This window comes from Pseudomonas sp. S2_A05 (assembly GCF_054668485.1).
In genome coordinates, this window is record NZ_CP162775.1 from 876,782 (window position 1) to 892,722 (window position 15,941).

Annotated in this window: 11 protein-coding genes, 4 tRNA genes and 1 pseudogene; 15 read left to right on the plus strand and 1 reads right to left on the minus strand. The window is 60.5% G+C overall.

The annotated features are described in order from the left end of the window. Positions 1–144 precede the first annotated feature (144 nt). The 14 genes and pseudogenes from accD (at position 145) to AB4O12_RS03990 (ending at position 13,877) form a co-directional block, all read left to right on the plus strand. Positions 145–1,065 carry an acetyl-CoA carboxylase, carboxyltransferase subunit beta gene (gene accD, locus AB4O12_RS03925; protein ID WP_016773939.1) on the plus strand — a complete coding sequence of 307 codons (921 nt, stop codon included), beginning with the start codon at positions 145–147 and terminating at the stop codon, positions 1,063–1,065. Further along, entirely contained in the window at positions 1,062–2,369 is a 1,308-nt protein-coding gene (folC, locus tag AB4O12_RS03930) for a bifunctional tetrahydrofolate synthase/dihydrofolate synthase (RefSeq protein WP_460060385.1), read from the plus strand. Before accD ends, folC begins: the two co-directional genes overlap by 4 nt. Beyond that, positions 2,353–3,021 (plus strand): SPOR domain-containing protein, encoded by a 669-nt coding sequence (locus tag AB4O12_RS03935; RefSeq protein ID WP_056784392.1) that lies wholly within the window; start codon positions 2,353–2,355, stop codon positions 3,019–3,021. The genes folC and AB4O12_RS03935 overlap by 17 nt, the downstream gene beginning before the upstream one ends. Before the next feature lie 98 nt (positions 3,022–3,119). Then, complete coding sequence (locus AB4O12_RS03940; RefSeq protein WP_016773942.1) at positions 3,120–3,680, plus strand: CvpA family protein; 561 nt, start codon at positions 3,120–3,122, stop codon at positions 3,678–3,680. Positions 3,681–3,721: 41 nt separating this feature from the next. Continuing rightward, positions 3,722–5,227, plus strand: a complete 1,506-nt coding sequence (purF, locus tag AB4O12_RS03945; RefSeq protein WP_460060387.1) for an amidophosphoribosyltransferase — start codon at positions 3,722–3,724, stop codon at positions 5,225–5,227. Between the two features lie 71 nt (positions 5,228–5,298). Then, positions 5,299–6,510, plus strand: a complete 1,212-nt coding sequence (locus AB4O12_RS03950) for an O-succinylhomoserine sulfhydrylase (RefSeq protein ID WP_460060388.1) — start codon at positions 5,299–5,301, stop codon at positions 6,508–6,510. After that, complete coding sequence (locus AB4O12_RS03955) at positions 6,507–7,283, plus strand: SDR family oxidoreductase (RefSeq protein ID WP_056784397.1); 777 nt, start codon at positions 6,507–6,509, stop codon at positions 7,281–7,283. Before AB4O12_RS03950 ends, AB4O12_RS03955 begins: the two co-directional genes overlap by 4 nt. A gap of 166 nt (positions 7,284–7,449) precedes the next feature. Next, positions 7,450–7,525 (plus strand) — tRNA-Val (locus tag AB4O12_RS03960). Positions 7,526–7,580: 55 nt separating this feature from the next. Further along, positions 7,581–7,657: transfer RNA gene (locus AB4O12_RS03965), tRNA-Asp, on the plus strand. A gap of 93 nt (positions 7,658–7,750) precedes the next feature. Next, positions 7,751–7,827 (plus strand) — tRNA-Asp (locus AB4O12_RS03970). A 474-nt stretch (positions 7,828–8,301) separates the two neighbouring features. Beyond that, positions 8,302–11,133: a xanthine dehydrogenase family protein molybdopterin-binding subunit gene (locus tag AB4O12_RS03975; RefSeq protein ID WP_252869129.1), complete on the plus strand. Its 2,832-nt coding sequence runs from the start codon at positions 8,302–8,304 to the stop codon at positions 11,131–11,133. Continuing rightward, positions 11,126–11,665: a (2Fe-2S)-binding protein gene (locus tag AB4O12_RS03980; protein WP_016773947.1), complete on the plus strand. Its 540-nt coding sequence runs from the start codon at positions 11,126–11,128 to the stop codon at positions 11,663–11,665. The genes AB4O12_RS03975 and AB4O12_RS03980 overlap by 8 nt, the downstream gene beginning before the upstream one ends. Before the next feature lie 2 nt (positions 11,666–11,667). Further along, a complete protein-coding gene (locus AB4O12_RS03985; protein ID WP_353188885.1) occupies positions 11,668–12,903 on the plus strand; it encodes a c-type cytochrome in 1,236 nt (411 codons plus the stop codon). A 1-nt stretch (position 12,904) separates the two neighbouring features. Beyond that, a pseudogene (locus tag AB4O12_RS03990) lies at positions 12,905–13,877 on the plus strand (XdhC family protein). Positions 13,878–14,006: 129 nt separating this feature from the next. Here the strand turns inward: AB4O12_RS03990 and AB4O12_RS03995 are convergent. Further along, positions 14,007–15,290: an NAD(P)/FAD-dependent oxidoreductase gene (locus tag AB4O12_RS03995; protein WP_041478544.1), complete on the minus strand. Its 1,284-nt coding sequence runs from the start codon at positions 15,288–15,290 to the stop codon at positions 14,007–14,009. Positions 15,291–15,473: 183 nt separating this feature from the next. Between AB4O12_RS03995 and AB4O12_RS04000 the strand changes: the two genes are divergently transcribed. Continuing rightward, positions 15,474–15,550 (plus strand) — tRNA-Val (locus AB4O12_RS04000). The last annotated feature ends 391 nt before the right edge of the window (positions 15,551–15,941 follow it).

Here is a 15,941-nt window from a genome sequence, read left to right on the forward strand (position 1 = left end):
AGGGTTGCTGAATCGTACGCAGGTCATGTTCCGCGCTGACCGCCACTGTTCGGCAACCATCGCCACACACATGAATTTAGCTCAAGGGCATACGCGGGGCTGCGAACCAGAGCGTTCGGGCCGCCGGTACTGGAGAAAGAAAGCATGAGCAACTGGTTAGTAGACAAACTGATCCCTTCGATCATGCGCTCGGAGGTCAAGAAGAGCTCGGTGCCTGAAGGTCTGTGGCACAAATGCCCGTCCTGCGAGGCGGTGTTGTACCGTCCGGAGCTGGAAAAGACCCTGGACGTTTGCCCCAAGTGCAACCATCACATGCGCATCGGCGCACGTGCCCGCATCGACATTTTCCTCGACCCGGAAGGCCGCAACGAACTGGGTGCTGACCTGGAGCCGGTTGACCGTCTGAAATTCCGCGACGGCAAGAAGTACAAGGACCGCTTGGTCGCTGCGCAGAAGCAGACCGGCGAGAAAGATGCGCTGATCTCGGTCAGCGGTACCTTGCTGGGCATGCCGGTAGTGGTTTCGGCATTCGAATTCAACTTCATGGGCGGTTCCATGGGCGCCATCGTCGGTGAGCGCTTCGTTCGCGCTGCCAACTACGCACTGGAAAACCGCTGCCCGATGATCTGCTTCGCCGCCTCCGGTGGTGCACGCATGCAGGAAGCGCTGATCTCGCTGATGCAGATGGCCAAGACTTCGGCCGTACTTGCGCGTCTGCGTGAAGAAGGCATTCCGTTCATCTCCGTACTGACCGACCCGGTCTACGGCGGCGTTTCCGCCAGTCTGGCGATGCTTGGCGACGTCATCGTCGGCGAGCCGAAAGCCCTGATCGGCTTCGCCGGTCCGCGGGTGATCGAGCAGACCGTGCGCGAGAAACTGCCGGAAGGCTTCCAGCGCAGCGAGTTCCTGCTGGAGCACGGCGCGATCGACATGATCATTCACCGTCAGGAACTGCGTCCGCGTCTGGGTAACCTGCTGGCACAGATGACCGGCAAGCCGACGCCGAAGTTCGTCGCCGCGCCGATCGAACCGATCGTGGTGCCGCCGGTGCCTGCCAACGTATGACCCAGCGCACCCTTGGTGAATGGCTCGCCTACCTTGAGCAGTTGCATCCGTCGGCCATCGACATGGGCCTGGAGCGTTCGCAACAGGTAGCGTCCCGCATGGGGCTGGGCCAGCCGGCGCCTCGGGTGATCACGGTCACCGGCACCAACGGCAAGGGTTCGACCTGCGCGTTCGTGGCTTCGTTGCTGCGTGCCCAGGGCCTGAGCGTTGGTGTCTACAATTCTCCGCACCTGCTGCGTTACAACGAGCGGGTGCAGCTCGACGGCGTCGAAGCCACTGACGCGCAGCTCTGCGAAGCCTTTGCTGCGGTCGAGGCGGGCCGCGGCGAGACTTCCCTGACTTACTTCGAAATGGGCACTCTGGCAGCGTTCTGGCTGTTCCAGCAGGCGGCGCTTGACGCTGTGGTGCTTGAAGTCGGGTTGGGCGGGCGTCTGGATACCGTCAATGTAGTCGATGCCGATATTGCGCTGGTCACCAGCATTGGCGTCGATCACGCCGATTATCTGGGCGATACCCGCGAATCCGTGGCCTTCGAGAAGGCCGGAATTTTCCGCCAGGGCAAGCCTGCTCTGTGTGGCGACCTGAATCCTCCGCAACCACTGCTCGACAAAGCGCACGAACTGGCCTGCCCGTTCTTCCTGCGTGGACGCGATTTCGATCTCGGCATCACTGACCAGCACTGGCAATGGCGCGGCACCGATGCCCTGGGCCAAGTGGTCGAGTTGCGCGACTTGCCGCTCCTCGATCTGCCGAAGGAAAACGCCGCGCTGGCGCTGCAAGCCTATCTGCTGACAGGTTTGCCGTGGAATGCCGAACAGATTGTCGCGGCGTTGCAGGCGACGCGCGTGGTCGGACGCCTCGATCGTCGTTCGTTCGAATGGAACGGCAAGCGCCTGAACATGTTGCTGGATGTTGGTCACAATCCTCATGCCGCTGAATATCTCGCTCGGCGTCTGGCTGCGCGGCCCCCGGCGGGCAAGCGCCTGGCGGTATTCGGCCTGCTGGCGGACAAGGATCTGGATGGTGTTGTTGGCGAATTGAATGCTAGTGTCGCGCATTGGGCTGTCGCGCCGCTGGATTCGCCGCGCGCGCGTCCGGTGGCTGAACTTGAGGCAGCGCTGCAGAACCTTGGTGCTTCGGTTACGTCTTACGCCAGCGTGGCGGCCGCTCTGGAAGGGCAGTGCGCTATAGCAACCAGTGACGACGAGATTCTGTTGTTCGGATCATTTTATTGTGTCGCCGAGGCCCTTGAATGGCTGGCCCGGCGCTCCACGGAGGAAGCGGCAAATGGCTTTGCTGGATAAAGCGTACAAGCAGCGCATGGTTGGCGCGCTGGTGCTGGTGGCGCTGGCGGTGATCTTCCTGCCGATGCTGTTTTCCCGTCAGGACGAGCAGCGTCAGGTGACCGTCGAGGCCCCGGCTGCGCCTCAGCCTTCGGCCATGCCGCAGGTGCAAATTGACCCGGTGGCTGTGCCCGAGCCGCAAGCCTTGCCGCAAGAGCCTGTGCCGACTGACGAAGAAGTCGCTGAAGAAGCGGTGCCTGCGGCCCCGGCTGCACCGGCTGCACCGGCCGCCCCGGCACCGACCATCCCTGCGCAGATAGCCCGTCCGGCAACGCCGCCACCGGTGGCCAAGCCGATTCCGGCGCCGGCTCAGCCGATCACATCCGCAACCAGCAAGCCTGACACCACGCAGAGCCGCGTCGATGCCAACGGTCTGTCGGTGAGCTGGTCGGTGCAACTGGCCAGTCTGTCGAGCCGCGCCAGCGCCGAGAGCCTGCAGAAGAACCTGCGCAGCCAGGGTTACAACGCCTACATTCGTTCTGCCGATGGCAAGAATCGGGTGTTCGTCGGTCCGCTGATCGAGCGTGCCGAAGCCGATCGTCTGCGCGATCTGCTGAGTCGTCAGCAGAACCTCAAGGGCTTCGTTGTCCGTTTTCAGCCTGAACGTGGCTGAAATCTATCACCTCGATTGAAAAGCACTGACAATCGCAGCTTACCGACAGCCATGCGCTCTGCTAAAATGCGCCGCCTTATCCGTCTGTAGGCTGCACTGTGCCATTTACCTGGGTTGACTGGGCGATCGTTGCAATCATCGCCATCTCCGCATTGATCAGTCTGAGCCGCGGCTTCGTAAAGGAAGCGTTATCGCTGCTGACCTGGATCATCGCAGGAGCGGTTGCCTGGATGTTTGGTGGCTCACTGTCCGAGTACCTCGCCGGATACATCGAAACCCCATCGGCTCGCGTGATTGCGGGCTGTGCCATCATGTTTGTCGCCACACTGATCGTGGGCGCAATGATCAATTATCTTATCGGCGAGTTGGTTCGCGTCACCGGGTTGTCCGGGACCGATCGATTCCTCGGCATGGCCTTCGGCGCAGCGCGTGGCGTGTTGCTGGTGGTCGTGGCGGTCGGGCTGTTGAGTCTGGGGCCGGTACAGCAGGACGGGTGGTGGAAAGAATCACAGCTCGTGCCCAAGTTTCTATTGGTCGCCGACTGGTCCAAAAACCTGATACTGGGGTGGAGCAGTCAGTGGCTTGCCAGCGGAATCAGCGTACCCGCTGAGATTCCGTTCAAGGAGCAGCTCTTGCCGACGGCGAAAACGCCTCAGTGAGTGTTGTTCAGTTCAGATCCATTAAGTAGGGGTTGCGTCGCATGTGTGGCATCGTCGGTATCGTCGGTAAGTCGAACGTCAATCAGGCGCTGTATGACGCGCTAACCGTGCTCCAGCACCGCGGCCAGGACGCTGCCGGTATCGTTACCAGCCATGATGGCCGGTTGTTCCTGCGCAAGGATAATGGCCTGGTGCGTGACGTGTTCCAGCAGCGTCACATGCAGCGTCTGGTCGGTCACATGGGTATCGGCCACGTCCGTTACCCGACTGCCGGCAGCTCGACGTCGGCCGAAGCCCAGCCGTTCTACGTCAACTCGCCGTACGGCATCACTCTGGCGCACAACGGCAACCTGACCAACGTTGAACAGTTGGCCAAAGAGATCTACGAATCCGATCTGCGTCACGTCAACACCAGCTCCGACTCGGAAGTGCTGCTCAACGTCTTCGCCCACGAGCTGGCCCAGCGCGGCAAGCTGCAGCCGACCGAAGAAGACGTGTTCGCCGCCGTGACCGACGTGCACAACCGTTGCGTTGGTGGCTACGCCGTGGTGGCGATGGTCACCGGTTACGGCATCGTCGGTTTCCGCGACCCGCACGGCATCCGCCCGATCGTGTTTGGCCAGCGTCACACCGACGAAGGCGTCGAGTACATGATCGCCTCGGAAAGCGTTTCGCTGGACGTGCTCGGTTTTACCCTGATTCGCGACCTCGCGCCGGGTGAAGCGGTCTACATCACTGAAGACGGCAAGCTGCACACCCGTCAGTGCGCAACCAACCCGTCGCTGACCCCGTGCATTTTCGAACACGTCTACCTGGCGCGTCCGGACTCGATCATCGACGGCGTGTCGGTTTACAAGGCGCGTCTGCGCATGGGCGAGAAGCTTGCCGAGAAGATCCTGCGCGAGCGCCCTGAGCACGATATCGACGTGGTCATCCCGATTCCGGACACCAGCCGTACCGCAGCGCTGGAGCTGGCCAATCACCTGGGCGTGAAATTCCGCGAAGGTTTCGTCAAGAACCGTTACATCGGTCGCACCTTCATCATGCCGGGCCAGGCTGCGCGCAAGAAGTCGGTACGCCAGAAGCTCAATGCCATCGAGCTGGAATTCCGTGGCAAGAACGTCATGCTGGTCGATGACTCGATCGTGCGCGGCACCACCTGCAAGCAGATCATCCAGATGGCCCGCGAAGCTGGCGCGAAAAACGTCTACTTCTGCTCGGCGGCACCTGCGGTGCGCTTCCCGAACGTGTACGGTATCGACATGCCGAGCGCCCACGAACTGATCGCGCACAACCGTTCGACTCAGGACGTGGCCGACCTGATCGGTGCAGACTGGCTGATCTATCAGGACCTGCCTGACTTGATCGAAGCGGTCGGCGGCGGCAAGATCAAGATCGAGCACTTCGATTGCGCAGTGTTCGACGGCAAGTACGTGACCGGTGACGTCGACGAGGCTTACCTGAACAAGATCGAGCAGGCGCGCAACGATGCCTCGAAGGTCAAGACCCGGGCAGTCAGTGCGATCATCGATCTGTACAACAACTGAGTTTCCACCGGCCCTGAGGGGCCGGTTTTGTATCTGATATTTATTGTTCGAGAACAGCAAGGAGAGACAGCATGAGTCAGGAATGGGATGCCGGTCGGCTGGACAGCGACCTCGAAGGCGTAGCGTTCGATACCCTGGCCGTCCGTGCCGGTCAGCACCGCACGCCGGAAGGCGAACACGGTGACCCGATGTTCTTCACCTCCAGTTACGTGTTCCGCACCGCTGCCGATGCAGCGGCGCGCTTTGCCGGCGAAGTGCCCGGCAACGTCTATTCGCGCTACACCAACCCGACCGTGCGCGCGTTCGAAGAACGCATTGCCGCGCTGGAGGGCGCCGAGCAAGCCGTCGCCACGGCAACCGGCATGGCCGCGATCATGGCGGTGGTGATGAGCCTGTGCAGTGCTGGCGATCATGTGCTGGTGTCGCGCAGCGTGTTCGGCTCGACCATCAGCCTCTTCGAGAAATACTTCAAACGCTTCGGCGTCGCAGTCGATTACGTCCCGCTGGCCGATCTGTCGGCCTGGGACGCGGCGATCAAGTCCAACACCAAACTGCTTTTTGTCGAGTCGCCGTCCAACCCGTTGGCCGAGCTGGTGGATATCGCCGCCCTGGCTGAAATCGCTCATGCCAAGGGCGCGCAGCTGGTGGTCGACAACTGCTTCTGCACCCCGGCGTTGCAGCAGCCGCTGAAGCTCGGCGCGGACATTGTCGTGCACTCGGCGACCAAGTTCATCGACGGTCAGGGTCGCTGCATGGGCGGCGTTGTCGCCGGTCGCGGTGAGCAGATGAAAGAAGTGGTGGGTTTCCTGCGGACCGCCGGGCCGACCCTCAGCCCGTTCAATGCGTGGATCTTCCTCAAAGGCCTCGAGACCCTCAACCTGCGCATGAAAGCGCATTGCGCCAACGCTCAGGCGCTGGCCGAATGGCTGGAGCAGCAGGACGGCATCGAGAAGGTCCATTACGCCGGTCTGAAGAGCCATCCGCAGCACGAGTTGGCCCAGCGCCAGCAGAAGGGTTTTGGTGCGGTGGTGAGCTTCGAGGTCAAGGGCGGCAAAGAAGGCGCCCGGCGCTTTATCGATGCTACTCGGTTGATTTCGATCACTGCCAATCTCGGCGACAGCAAAACCACGATCACCCATCCAAGCACCACCTCCCACGGCCGTCTGGCGCCGCAGGAGCGTGAAGCAGCGGGGATTCGCGACAGCCTCATCCGCGTCGCGGTTGGTCTGGAAGATGTCGCTGATCTGCAGGCTGACCTGGCGCGCGGTCTGGCGGCATTGTGATCGAGTTGTCCACACCGGCGGCCAATACCCATGGCCGCGTGGCGCTGGTCACTGGCGCTGCACGCGGTATCGGCCTCGGAATTGCCGCCTGGCTGATCAGCGAAGGCTGGCAAGTGGTGCTGACCGATCTTGATCGGGTGCGTGGTTCGAAAGTGGCGAAGGTGCTCGGCGAGAACGCCTGGTTCATCGCCATGGACGTCGCCGAGGAAAATCAGGTCGCACTGGGCGTGGCCGAGGTGCTGGGGCAGTTTGGTCGCCTCGATGCATTGGTCTGCAACGCGGCGGTGGCCGATCCGCACAACATCACTCTGGAAAGCCTCGATCTCGCCTACTGGAATCGGGTGCTGGCGGTGAATCTGAGCGGGCCGATGTTGCTGGCCAAGCACTGTGCGCCTTATCTGCGTGCGCACAACGGTTCGATCGTCAATCTGGCCTCGACCCGTGCGCGACAGTCGGAGGCGGACTCCGAGGCGTATGCGGCGAGCAAGGGGGGGCTGTTGGCGCTGACCCATGCGCTGGCAATCAGCCTTGGGCCGGAAATCCGCGTGAATGCGGTCAGTCCGGGCTGGATCGATACTCGTGATCCCTCTGTGCGTCGCGCCGAACCGTTGGCCGATGCCGATCACGCCCAGCATCCGGCGGGCAGGGTGGGGACGGTCGAAGACGTGGCGGCGATGGTGGCGTGGTTGCTGTCGCGCAATGCGGGATTTGTCACCGGGCAGGAATTCGTCGTCGATGGCGGCATGACCAAGAAGATGATCTACACGGAATAACAAGCGAAGCCGCGTCCTGTGGGAGCGAGCCTGCTCGCGAATGCGGTCCATCGGTCGATGGCTTCTTCAGGAATGAAGCAATTTCGTCTTTTTCAGAAAAACTCCAATCCTGCTATTGACTTAGCTTCGCCACCTGCGTAAATTTCGCGGCCTCGGAGATGCAAACGGGTGATTAGCTCAGCTGGGAGAGCGTCTGCCTTACAAGCAGAATGTCGGCGGTTCGATCCCGTCATCACCCACCACTCCCGAGAAGCTTGCGCAAGCAAGAGAGTAGGCTGAAAGTGCCTGCACCGACGCGCAGCGGTAGTTCAGTCGGTTAGAATACCGGCCTGTCACGCCGGGGGTCGCGGGTTCGAGTCCCGTCCGCTGCGCCATATTTTACGAGTCAGATTCATCTGGTTCGCGATTGCAAGGCACCGAAGCCGGCAATCAAAACGAGTTACTTGAGCGCAAGCTCAAAGCGATACGCAGCGGTAGTTCAGTCGGTTAGAATACCGGCCTGTCACGCCGGGGGTCGCGGGTTCGAGTCCCGTCCGCTGCGCCATATCTGTTTCAAGGACCACTGAACGCCTTGAAACGCCGAAATCAGCCATTGGCTGAATCGGATCGATAGCAAAGACCCTGGTCGAAAGACCGGGGTTTTTGTGTCTGAAATTTAGCTATTCCTCTCTCGAACTCCTACGCAAATCGTCCTGTAGGAGCTGCGGCACGCTGCGATCTTTTGATCTTGATTTTAAAAAGCAAGATCAAAAGATCGCGGCCTCGTTTCACGCGACAGCTCCTACAAGAATCTCTGCAAGCCCTCTGCGGTGCTACGTCGCATTGATTTTTTGATTATTTAGTCAGGTTTTTGTAACTGGTTGTTTGCTGTGGGCGCAGAAACCTTTAAAGTTAACCTTTCGGTCAGCTTTGCACTGTCAACACAGCTCTTTGCTTCGCCAGAAAGAGCTTCTGCACGACTCGAGATCCCCAGTAGATAACCACAAGGGCGGACCTATAACCGCCCAGAGGATGATCCATGTCCAACCGTGAAATATCCCGGCGCTCGTTCCTCCAGGGCGGGCTGGTGGCGGGTGTGAGCGTTACGCTTACGCCGCTCAGCAGTCAGGCGCTGGCTGCCTTGATGGAAAACAGCGTCACCGTGCCGTCCGAGAAATGGCTCGGCAATAACGGCAAGGCCCGTCAACGCAACGATGCGTTGTCCAAGGTCTGCGGCAGCAAGGTGTTTGCCCGCGACATCCGCGCCAAGGACATGCCTGGCTGGCCTGAGCAACAGGGCCACGCCATGCTGCTGAAAACCATCAAGGCCGACCGTATCTACGCAGGTTACGACCTGTCGTGGCTCGGCGCTGATCTGCAGCCAGACCGCATCGTTACCGCTGCCGATCTGGACAAGGACGGTATCGTCTTCCCCGAAGAGCACGCGCCTGATCCATTGCTGCCGGAAGGTAAAGTGCCGATGTTCATCGGTCACCCGGTGGCGATCCTGATCTGGAACGATTTCGAGCGTTTCCGTCAGGCCAAGAATCAACTCAAATTCAATGACAAGGCGATTCGTTACGGCGCCAAAGTGCCGTTCTACGAAGGCGATCCCTACGGCAGCTTCCGCTATGTGCGCGTCGGTGGCGCGACCTCGGCGGATGAAGACGAGTTCGCCAGCCTCAAGGATTCGATTCTGTTCCCGATGCTGAAGAACCGCCGTCCAGTGTGGAATGCATCGCCGAACCTGCATGGCAACCTCACCGAGCGCGGTCTGTTCTACGCCGACCGCATGAAGCAGGAGATCGACACGCCGCCAGACAACTGGCTGGTGTTCGATGAGCGCTACAAGACGCCGTCGATCGAACCGGCCGCCCTTGAGCCGGACAACGGCAACGGCTGGTACGACCCGAAAACCAAAACCCTGCATTTCGTCGTGGCGACGCAGTGCCCGCTGGAAGTCGCGACCGAGACTGCGAAGATGATCGGGCCGTCGCGTTTCGGCCTGGCCAACCTGAACATGCACCCGGGCTACACCGTCGGGTATGGCTCCAAAGACCACAACATTTTTGTCTACTACGCAGCCCTGGCCGCGCTGTACGGCGCCGGTGTGCCGGTGCGTCTGGCCAACGACCGCTATGAGCAATTCCAGAGCGGTATCAAGCGTCACCCGTTCGACATCCGCTACCAGTTGGCCGTGGACAAGAACGACTACACCTTCAAGATTTTCCGTGCAGAAATGAGCGTCGACGGCGGCGGTCGGGTCAACTACAGCCCATCGGTGGCGGCGGTTGGCGCCACCGCAGCGCAGTCGATCTACTACATGCCGCAGAACGACCTGCAAGTCACCGCGTATCACTCGCGCGCGGTCGAGGCGGGTTCGATGCGCGGTTACGGCACCCTGCAAAGCATGGCGGCGACCGAAATGATGGTCGACGAGATCGCCAATCGTCTGGGTGTCGACGCCATCGATTTGCGCCGCAGGAATGCACTGCGATCCGGCATGAAAAACACCCAGGGCGCAATCCCGGCCGGTGCACTGCGCCTGCACGAAATTCTCGACAAGGCCTCGGTGCACGAAGTCTGGAAAAACCGTGACACGATCAAGCAACAACGTGAAGCGGCAGACCCGGATAACTGGTACGGCGTCGGTTTCGCCATTTGCCAGAAAGACTTCGGTACCGGCTCCGAAGCACCGATGGCCAGCATCGAATTCACCGCTGACGGGCGCATCACCCTGCGCCATATCGGTATCGAAATCGGCACCGGCATGTCCACTTCGCAAGCCTTGGTCGTCGCCGATTTCCTCGGCAGCCCGGCGCATGATGTGAAGACCGGAGAAACCGAGTGGCAGGAAATGCAGCTGATCACCAGCGGCAACCCGTACATCATGAGTCAGGCCGAGCAGGATAATCTGCTGCGCAACCCGCGCTGGGTCGGCAAGCTGGCGTCGGCGTCTTCGGCGACCAACTCCGCCTATTACTTCAGCCATGCAACCCGTGAGGCCGCGCGCGTGCTGTTCAACCATGGTTTGTGGCCCGCGGCGCTGGAGATATGGCGTCAGGGGCCGTACGGCGGCCAGGCCAACCCTTACGTGGTGCGTCGCGAAGATGCGCATTGGGTCGACGGCAAGCTGACCGCCAACGGCATGCAGCCGCTGAGTTTCGAAGAGCTGGCCAAGCGCGCCCACGAACGCGGGCTGGTGACGGGCGCCACGGTGCACGGTTTCAACCGCTGGAGCTGGGCCGAGGCTGAATACAGCATCGACGGCGTGCGCGAGCGCTTGCCGCTCGACGGTCTGGCGGTGAAATACGGCGATGGCGCGCCACAAGCGAAGAAAGCGCAGATGAACAGCGCCGGCTTCCACTTGCTTGATCGGCAGAACGTCAACTACCCGGTAGTGCAGTTGAACAACGCTGCCGTGACCTATTACAGCCCGGTCGCCACGTTGGTCGAGCTGAAGGTCAACAAAGGCTCGGCGGAGGTTCAGGTGCTCAACCACCATTCTTGGATCGAGTGCGGGCGCGTGTTGGTTGAAGAGTTGGTCAAGGGCCAGCTCGAAGGCGGTATCGCCATGGGTATTGGTCATGCGCTGATGGAAGAAATGCCGTTGTACGAAGGCGGGCCGGGGGAGGGTGACTGGAACTTCAACCGTTATCGTCTGCCGATGGCCCGTCACGTTGCCGTGTGGAAGCAGACTGCGGAGATTCTGCCGCCGCTGTCGCCGAGCGATCCGTCCAAGGGCATCGCCGAAGTGGTGATGATCCCGATTGTCGGTGCCATCGGTAACGCCGTGGCGCATGCCATCGGCAAACGTGTTCGCGACCTGCCCATCACTGCTGCGCGCATCAAGGAGGCCCTCAATGGCTAACCGTCCGCTTCAACTGACCCTCAATGGTCAATCCGTCGGCCCGGTGGACATCCCTGATGACCTGCCGATGATCGACTATCTGCACGAATACAAAAACCTCACCGGCTCGCGGCTGGGCTGCGGTCAGGGGATCTGCCACGCCTGCGTGGTGATCGTCGATAACCCCGACGGTACCAGCGAAGAAGTGCGCACCTGCATCACCGGCGCGCACTACTTCGAGGGCAAGAAAGTCCGCACCATCGAAGGCCACGCCACTCGCGACGAGCAGGGCCAGGTCACTGAGCTCAATCCGATCCAGCAGCGCTTTGTCGACGAGTTTGCCTTCCAGTGCAGCTACTGCGCGCCAGGCTTCGTCAACGCCGCGACGGTGTTGGTCGAGAAGCTGCAGCGCCAGCCGATCGTCAAAAGTCAGCTGGAACAGGTGATCGAGGACAGCCTCGGCCATCACGTCTGCCGCTGCACCGGGTACGTGCGTTATTACAACGCCACGCGCAACGTGCTGACCGATCTTGGTCTGGTCAAGGAGGGTTGAGCATGAAGCGTTTACTGACCCGCCTGACTTTTGCGGTCGGACTGGCTGCGCCGCTTTTGGCGGTCCACGCCGACGATCAGATCAAGCGCGGCGAATACCTCGCCCGCGCCGCTGATTGCATGGCTTGTCACACCGCACCCGGTGGCGCGCCCTATGCCGGCGGCCTGCCGATCGTCTCGCCATTCGGCACGATCTACGGCACCAACATCACCCCGAGCAAAGAGCACGGCATCGGTCTGTACAACGATGACGAGTTCTTCGCTGCGCTGACCGAAGGCAAACGGCGCGACGGTGCGAATCTGTATCCGGCGATGCCGTACACCTCGTATCACCTGATGCCGCGCGCCGATTCCGATGCGATTCACGCGTATCTGAAAACCATCGAGCCGATCGAACGCGCCGCGCCGGTGACCAGCCTGAGCTTTCCGTTCAATGTGCGTCTGGGCCTGACCGGCTGGAACATGCTCTACGGCAAAGACGTCAAGCTGGAGCCCGCCGAAGGCAAAAGTGCGGCGTGGAAGCGTGGCCAGTATATGGTCGACGTCCTCGGCCATTGCGGTGAATGCCATACGCCACGCGGCCTGCCCGGCGCGATGCAAATGGACAAGCGCATGACCGGCGGCATCCTCAATGGTTATCTGGCGCCGAGCCTGCTGGCTACCGACCTGGCCGCGCGCGGCTGGAATCAGCAGGATCTAAGCACGTTTCTCAAGCATGGCATGAGCGCGCAAGGAACGATGTTCAACGAAATGTTCCCGGTGTTTCACAACAGCACTCAAGGTCTGAGCGATGCTGATCTGGCGGCAATGGCGACGTTCCTGCTTGGCGAGCAACCGCCACCAGCCAAAGAGCTCGTCGAAGTACCGCTGGACAAGCTCAGCGCGAGTGCTCAGCGCGGCCGTCAGGAATATCTGAACGTCTGCGCCGGTTGTCACGCGGTTGGCGGAGAAGGCAAACCGCACATCGCAGTGGCCATGCGCGGCAACACCACGTTGCGTCTGGAAGATCCGCGCAATCTGTTGCGAGTGATCGAGGACGGCATCGGCGAACAGAAGTTCTCCGGCTTCGAGCACATGCAGCCGATGCCGGGTTTTGCTGAAAAGCTCAGTCCTGAGCAATTGACTGATCTGCTCAACTACCTGCGTCAGGGTTGGGGCGGCCAGAGCGCTGAGCTGGCAGTAAGTGAAGTGCAGAAGCTGCAAGCCGACGCGCCGAGCGTCGAGCACAAGGCCCACTGATATGCAGCATCTCGATCTGCAAGTGGTGCGTCGGGCGCTGGAATGGTCGGTGGCCGGGCAGCGAATCTGGCTGTGCACGGTGCTGACCACTTACGGCTCGGCACCGCGCGCGCCGGGTTCGCTGCTCGCGGTGAACGAAAGCGGGCAGTGGATCGGTTCGCTGTCGGGCGGTTGCGTTGAGGAGGATTTTCTTCAGCGCGTTGCCGAAGGTGCGTTTCTCGAAGCAGTCAGCGTCGTGCGTTACGGCGAAGGCGATGATCCGCGCTCGCGGGTCAGTCTGCCTTGCGGTGGCATTCTCGATGTGTTGGTGGAAAAACTTGACGCCGACAGCGCGGTGCAGGCGCATCTGCGTGAACTGGAATCAGCGCTGCTGGGTCAACGTCGTCTGCTTCGCGAAGTCGATCTGGCCAGCGGTGCGCGCGTTCTGTTGGCTGATCGCGAGCAGGGTGCACGGATCGAGCGTGAGATTGATCGGGTGCGCATCCGTATCGGTGCAGCACAGCGCTTGTTGCTCGCCGGCTACTCCAGTGTGGCGCAGGCCTGTGCCGAGTTCGCGGTAGGACTTGGCTTCGAAGTGATTCTCTGCGATCCGCGCGACGAGGTGCTGGAAGGTGTGGTGCTCAATGGCGTAGAAATCCGTCGGCAGCTGCCTTCGGTGTTTATTGCCGACGGTGGTTGTCATCGCGATACGGCGGTAGTGGCGTTGACCCACGATCCGCGTATCGATGATCTGGCGATGATGGAGGCGGTGCGCACCAAGGCGTTTTACATCGGTGTGATGGGATCGCTTGCAGACGTCGCAAAAACGCTTTGAGCGCTTACGTCGCATTGGTGGTTTGAGCGAGGCGGAGCTGGCGCGGATTCATGCGCCGATCGGCCTCAACCTCGGCAGCAAGACACCGGCGGAAATTGCGCTGGCGGTGCTGGCGGATATCCTGCGGATTCGCAGCGGGATCGCTCGGGATCAGCTCTGATCCTAAGCCTTGCTGAATCTACTGTGGCGAGGGGATTTATCCCCGGTTGGACTGCGCAGCAGTCCCCTCCTGCTCAAGAGGGGGCGCTTCGCACCCCCTACGGGGATAAATCCCTCGCCACAATGGTGTTTATAGACCGTACTTATCGCGCAGCCCGTAATACCAGGCCCCCAGCGCGGCAAACGGTGTGCGCAGCAATTGCCCGCCGGGGAAGGGGTAGTGGGGCAGGTCGGCAAAGGCATCGAAGCGCTCGGCCTGACCGCGCAACGCTTCGGCGAGGACTTTGCCAGCCAGATGCGTGTAGGTGACGCCGTGACCGCTGCAGCCCTGCGAGTAATAGATGTTGTCGCCCAGGCGCCCGACCTGCGGTAAGCGCGAAAGGGTCAGCAGGAAGTTGCCGGTCCAGGCGTAGTCGATCTTCACGTCCTTGAGTTGCGGGAAAGCTTTGAGCATCTTCGGGCGAATGATCGCTTCGATGTTCGCCGGATCGCGAGCGCCGTAAACCACGCCGCCACCGAAGATCAAGCGCTTGTCGGCGGTCAGGCGATAGTAGTCGAGCAGATAGTTGCAGTCTTCCACGCAGTAGTCCTGCGGCAAAAGCGCTTTCGCCAGCTCATCACCCAGCGGCTCGGTGGTGATCACCTGAGTGCCACACGGCATCGATTTGGCCGCCAGTTCCGGCACCAGATTGCCGAGGTAGGCGTTGCCGGCAACGATGATGAACCTGGCCCTGACCTTGCCCTGCGGCGTATGCACAACCGGATTGGCGCCGCGCTCGATGCGCACGGCAGGTGATTGCTCATAGATGGTGCCGCCGAGAGACTCGACTGCCGCCGCTTCACCGAGCGCCAGATTCAGCGGATGGATGTGGCCGCCGCTCATATCGAGCATGCCACCGACGTATTGATCGCAACCCACCACTTCACGGATGCGGCGTTGGTCCATCAGTTCCAGCTGAGTGTGACCAAAGCGTTCCCACAACCGTTTCTGCGATTCAAGGTGGCCCATTTGTTTGGCGGAAAGGGCGGCGAATACACCACCGTCTTTCAGGTCGCACTGGATGTTGTATCTGGCCACGCGCTCGCGAATGATCCGACCGCCTTCAAAGGCCATTTCGCCGAGCAGTTGCGCCTGCTTGGGGCCGACCGTGCGTTCAATGACGTCTATGTCGCGGCTATAGCTGTTGACGATCTGCCCGCCGTTTCGGCCCGAGGCGCCAAAACCGACTTTCGCCGCTTCCAGCACGGTTACGCGAAAACCGTTCTCCAACAGGAACAGGGCGGACGACAGCCCGGTATACCCGGCGCCGATCACACAGACGTCCGTCTCCACATCATCCTGCAGCACAGGGCGTGGTGGTACGGCATTGGCCGACGCAGCGTAATAAGACTCTGGGTATTGGGTGTTCGCCATCCTGCCGCCTCTGTTTAATATATTTTACGAGTGTGCCGATCCTACCCGAGTTGAAAAACCTCCGCCAGCCACCGGAAAATCTTCGTCGCTGAGGCGAAATTAAATATTTTGCATATTCATAGGGTTAGGTGAAAAAAAGGTGTTGACACCCCTCCGGAATTCCGTAGAATGCCGCCTCACAGCAGGCACGTAGCTCAGTTGGTTAGAGCACCACCTTGACATGGTGGGGGTCGTTGGTTCGAGTCCAATCGCGCCTACCAAACAAAATCCGCTCTGCTGGGCGGTCTAGAAGGGCTCACCGAAAGGTGAGCCCTTTTTTGTTGTCTGCGATTTGCGCAACGCTTGTTCCCAGTCATTTCCGCTTCGCTCTGATCAGCTCTCCATTCATTACTATTTGGGCAAAGTGATCAAGCGCCATTTTGGTGCGTTTTTCTACCATTTCGTTGTTGAAAACACCTGAATATCCAAAGGCTTACAGCTATTTTTCTCCAGCCGGTTATCGAAAAAGCCTTGTTGCATGTTGGGAATTTAAGTAGCATCCGACCTGCGTTCACCACCACGGTTTATGCATTTTTAAATCCCAAGCTTCCATCAGCTGCTTGGGATTTTTTTTGCCTGCGATTTGGCGTTTGGCATCTGTCTCGCCGTCAC

Bases quoted from the DNA above. Each gene is read 5' to 3' on its own strand.
- AB4O12_RS03995 (WP_041478544.1), bottom strand. From the start codon at position 15,290: ATGGCGAACACCCAATACCCAGAGTCTTATTACGCTGCGTCGGCCAAT.
- folC (WP_460060385.1), top strand. From the start codon at position 1,062: ATGACCCAGCGCACCCTTGGTGAATGGCTCGCCTACCTTGAGCAGTTG.
- accD (WP_016773939.1), top strand. From the start codon at position 145: ATGAGCAACTGGTTAGTAGACAAACTGATCCCTTCGATCATGCGCTCG.
- purF (WP_460060387.1), top strand. From the start codon at position 3,722: ATGTGTGGCATCGTCGGTATCGTCGGTAAGTCGAACGTCAATCAGGCG.
- AB4O12_RS03980 (WP_016773947.1), top strand. From the start codon at position 11,126: ATGGCTAACCGTCCGCTTCAACTGACCCTCAATGGTCAATCCGTCGGC.
- AB4O12_RS03985 (WP_353188885.1), top strand. From the start codon at position 11,668: ATGAAGCGTTTACTGACCCGCCTGACTTTTGCGGTCGGACTGGCTGCG.
- AB4O12_RS03975 (WP_252869129.1), top strand. From the start codon at position 8,302: ATGTCCAACCGTGAAATATCCCGGCGCTCGTTCCTCCAGGGCGGGCTG.
- AB4O12_RS03935 (WP_056784392.1), top strand. From the start codon at position 2,353: ATGGCTTTGCTGGATAAAGCGTACAAGCAGCGCATGGTTGGCGCGCTG.
- AB4O12_RS03950 (WP_460060388.1), top strand. From the start codon at position 5,299: ATGAGTCAGGAATGGGATGCCGGTCGGCTGGACAGCGACCTCGAAGGC.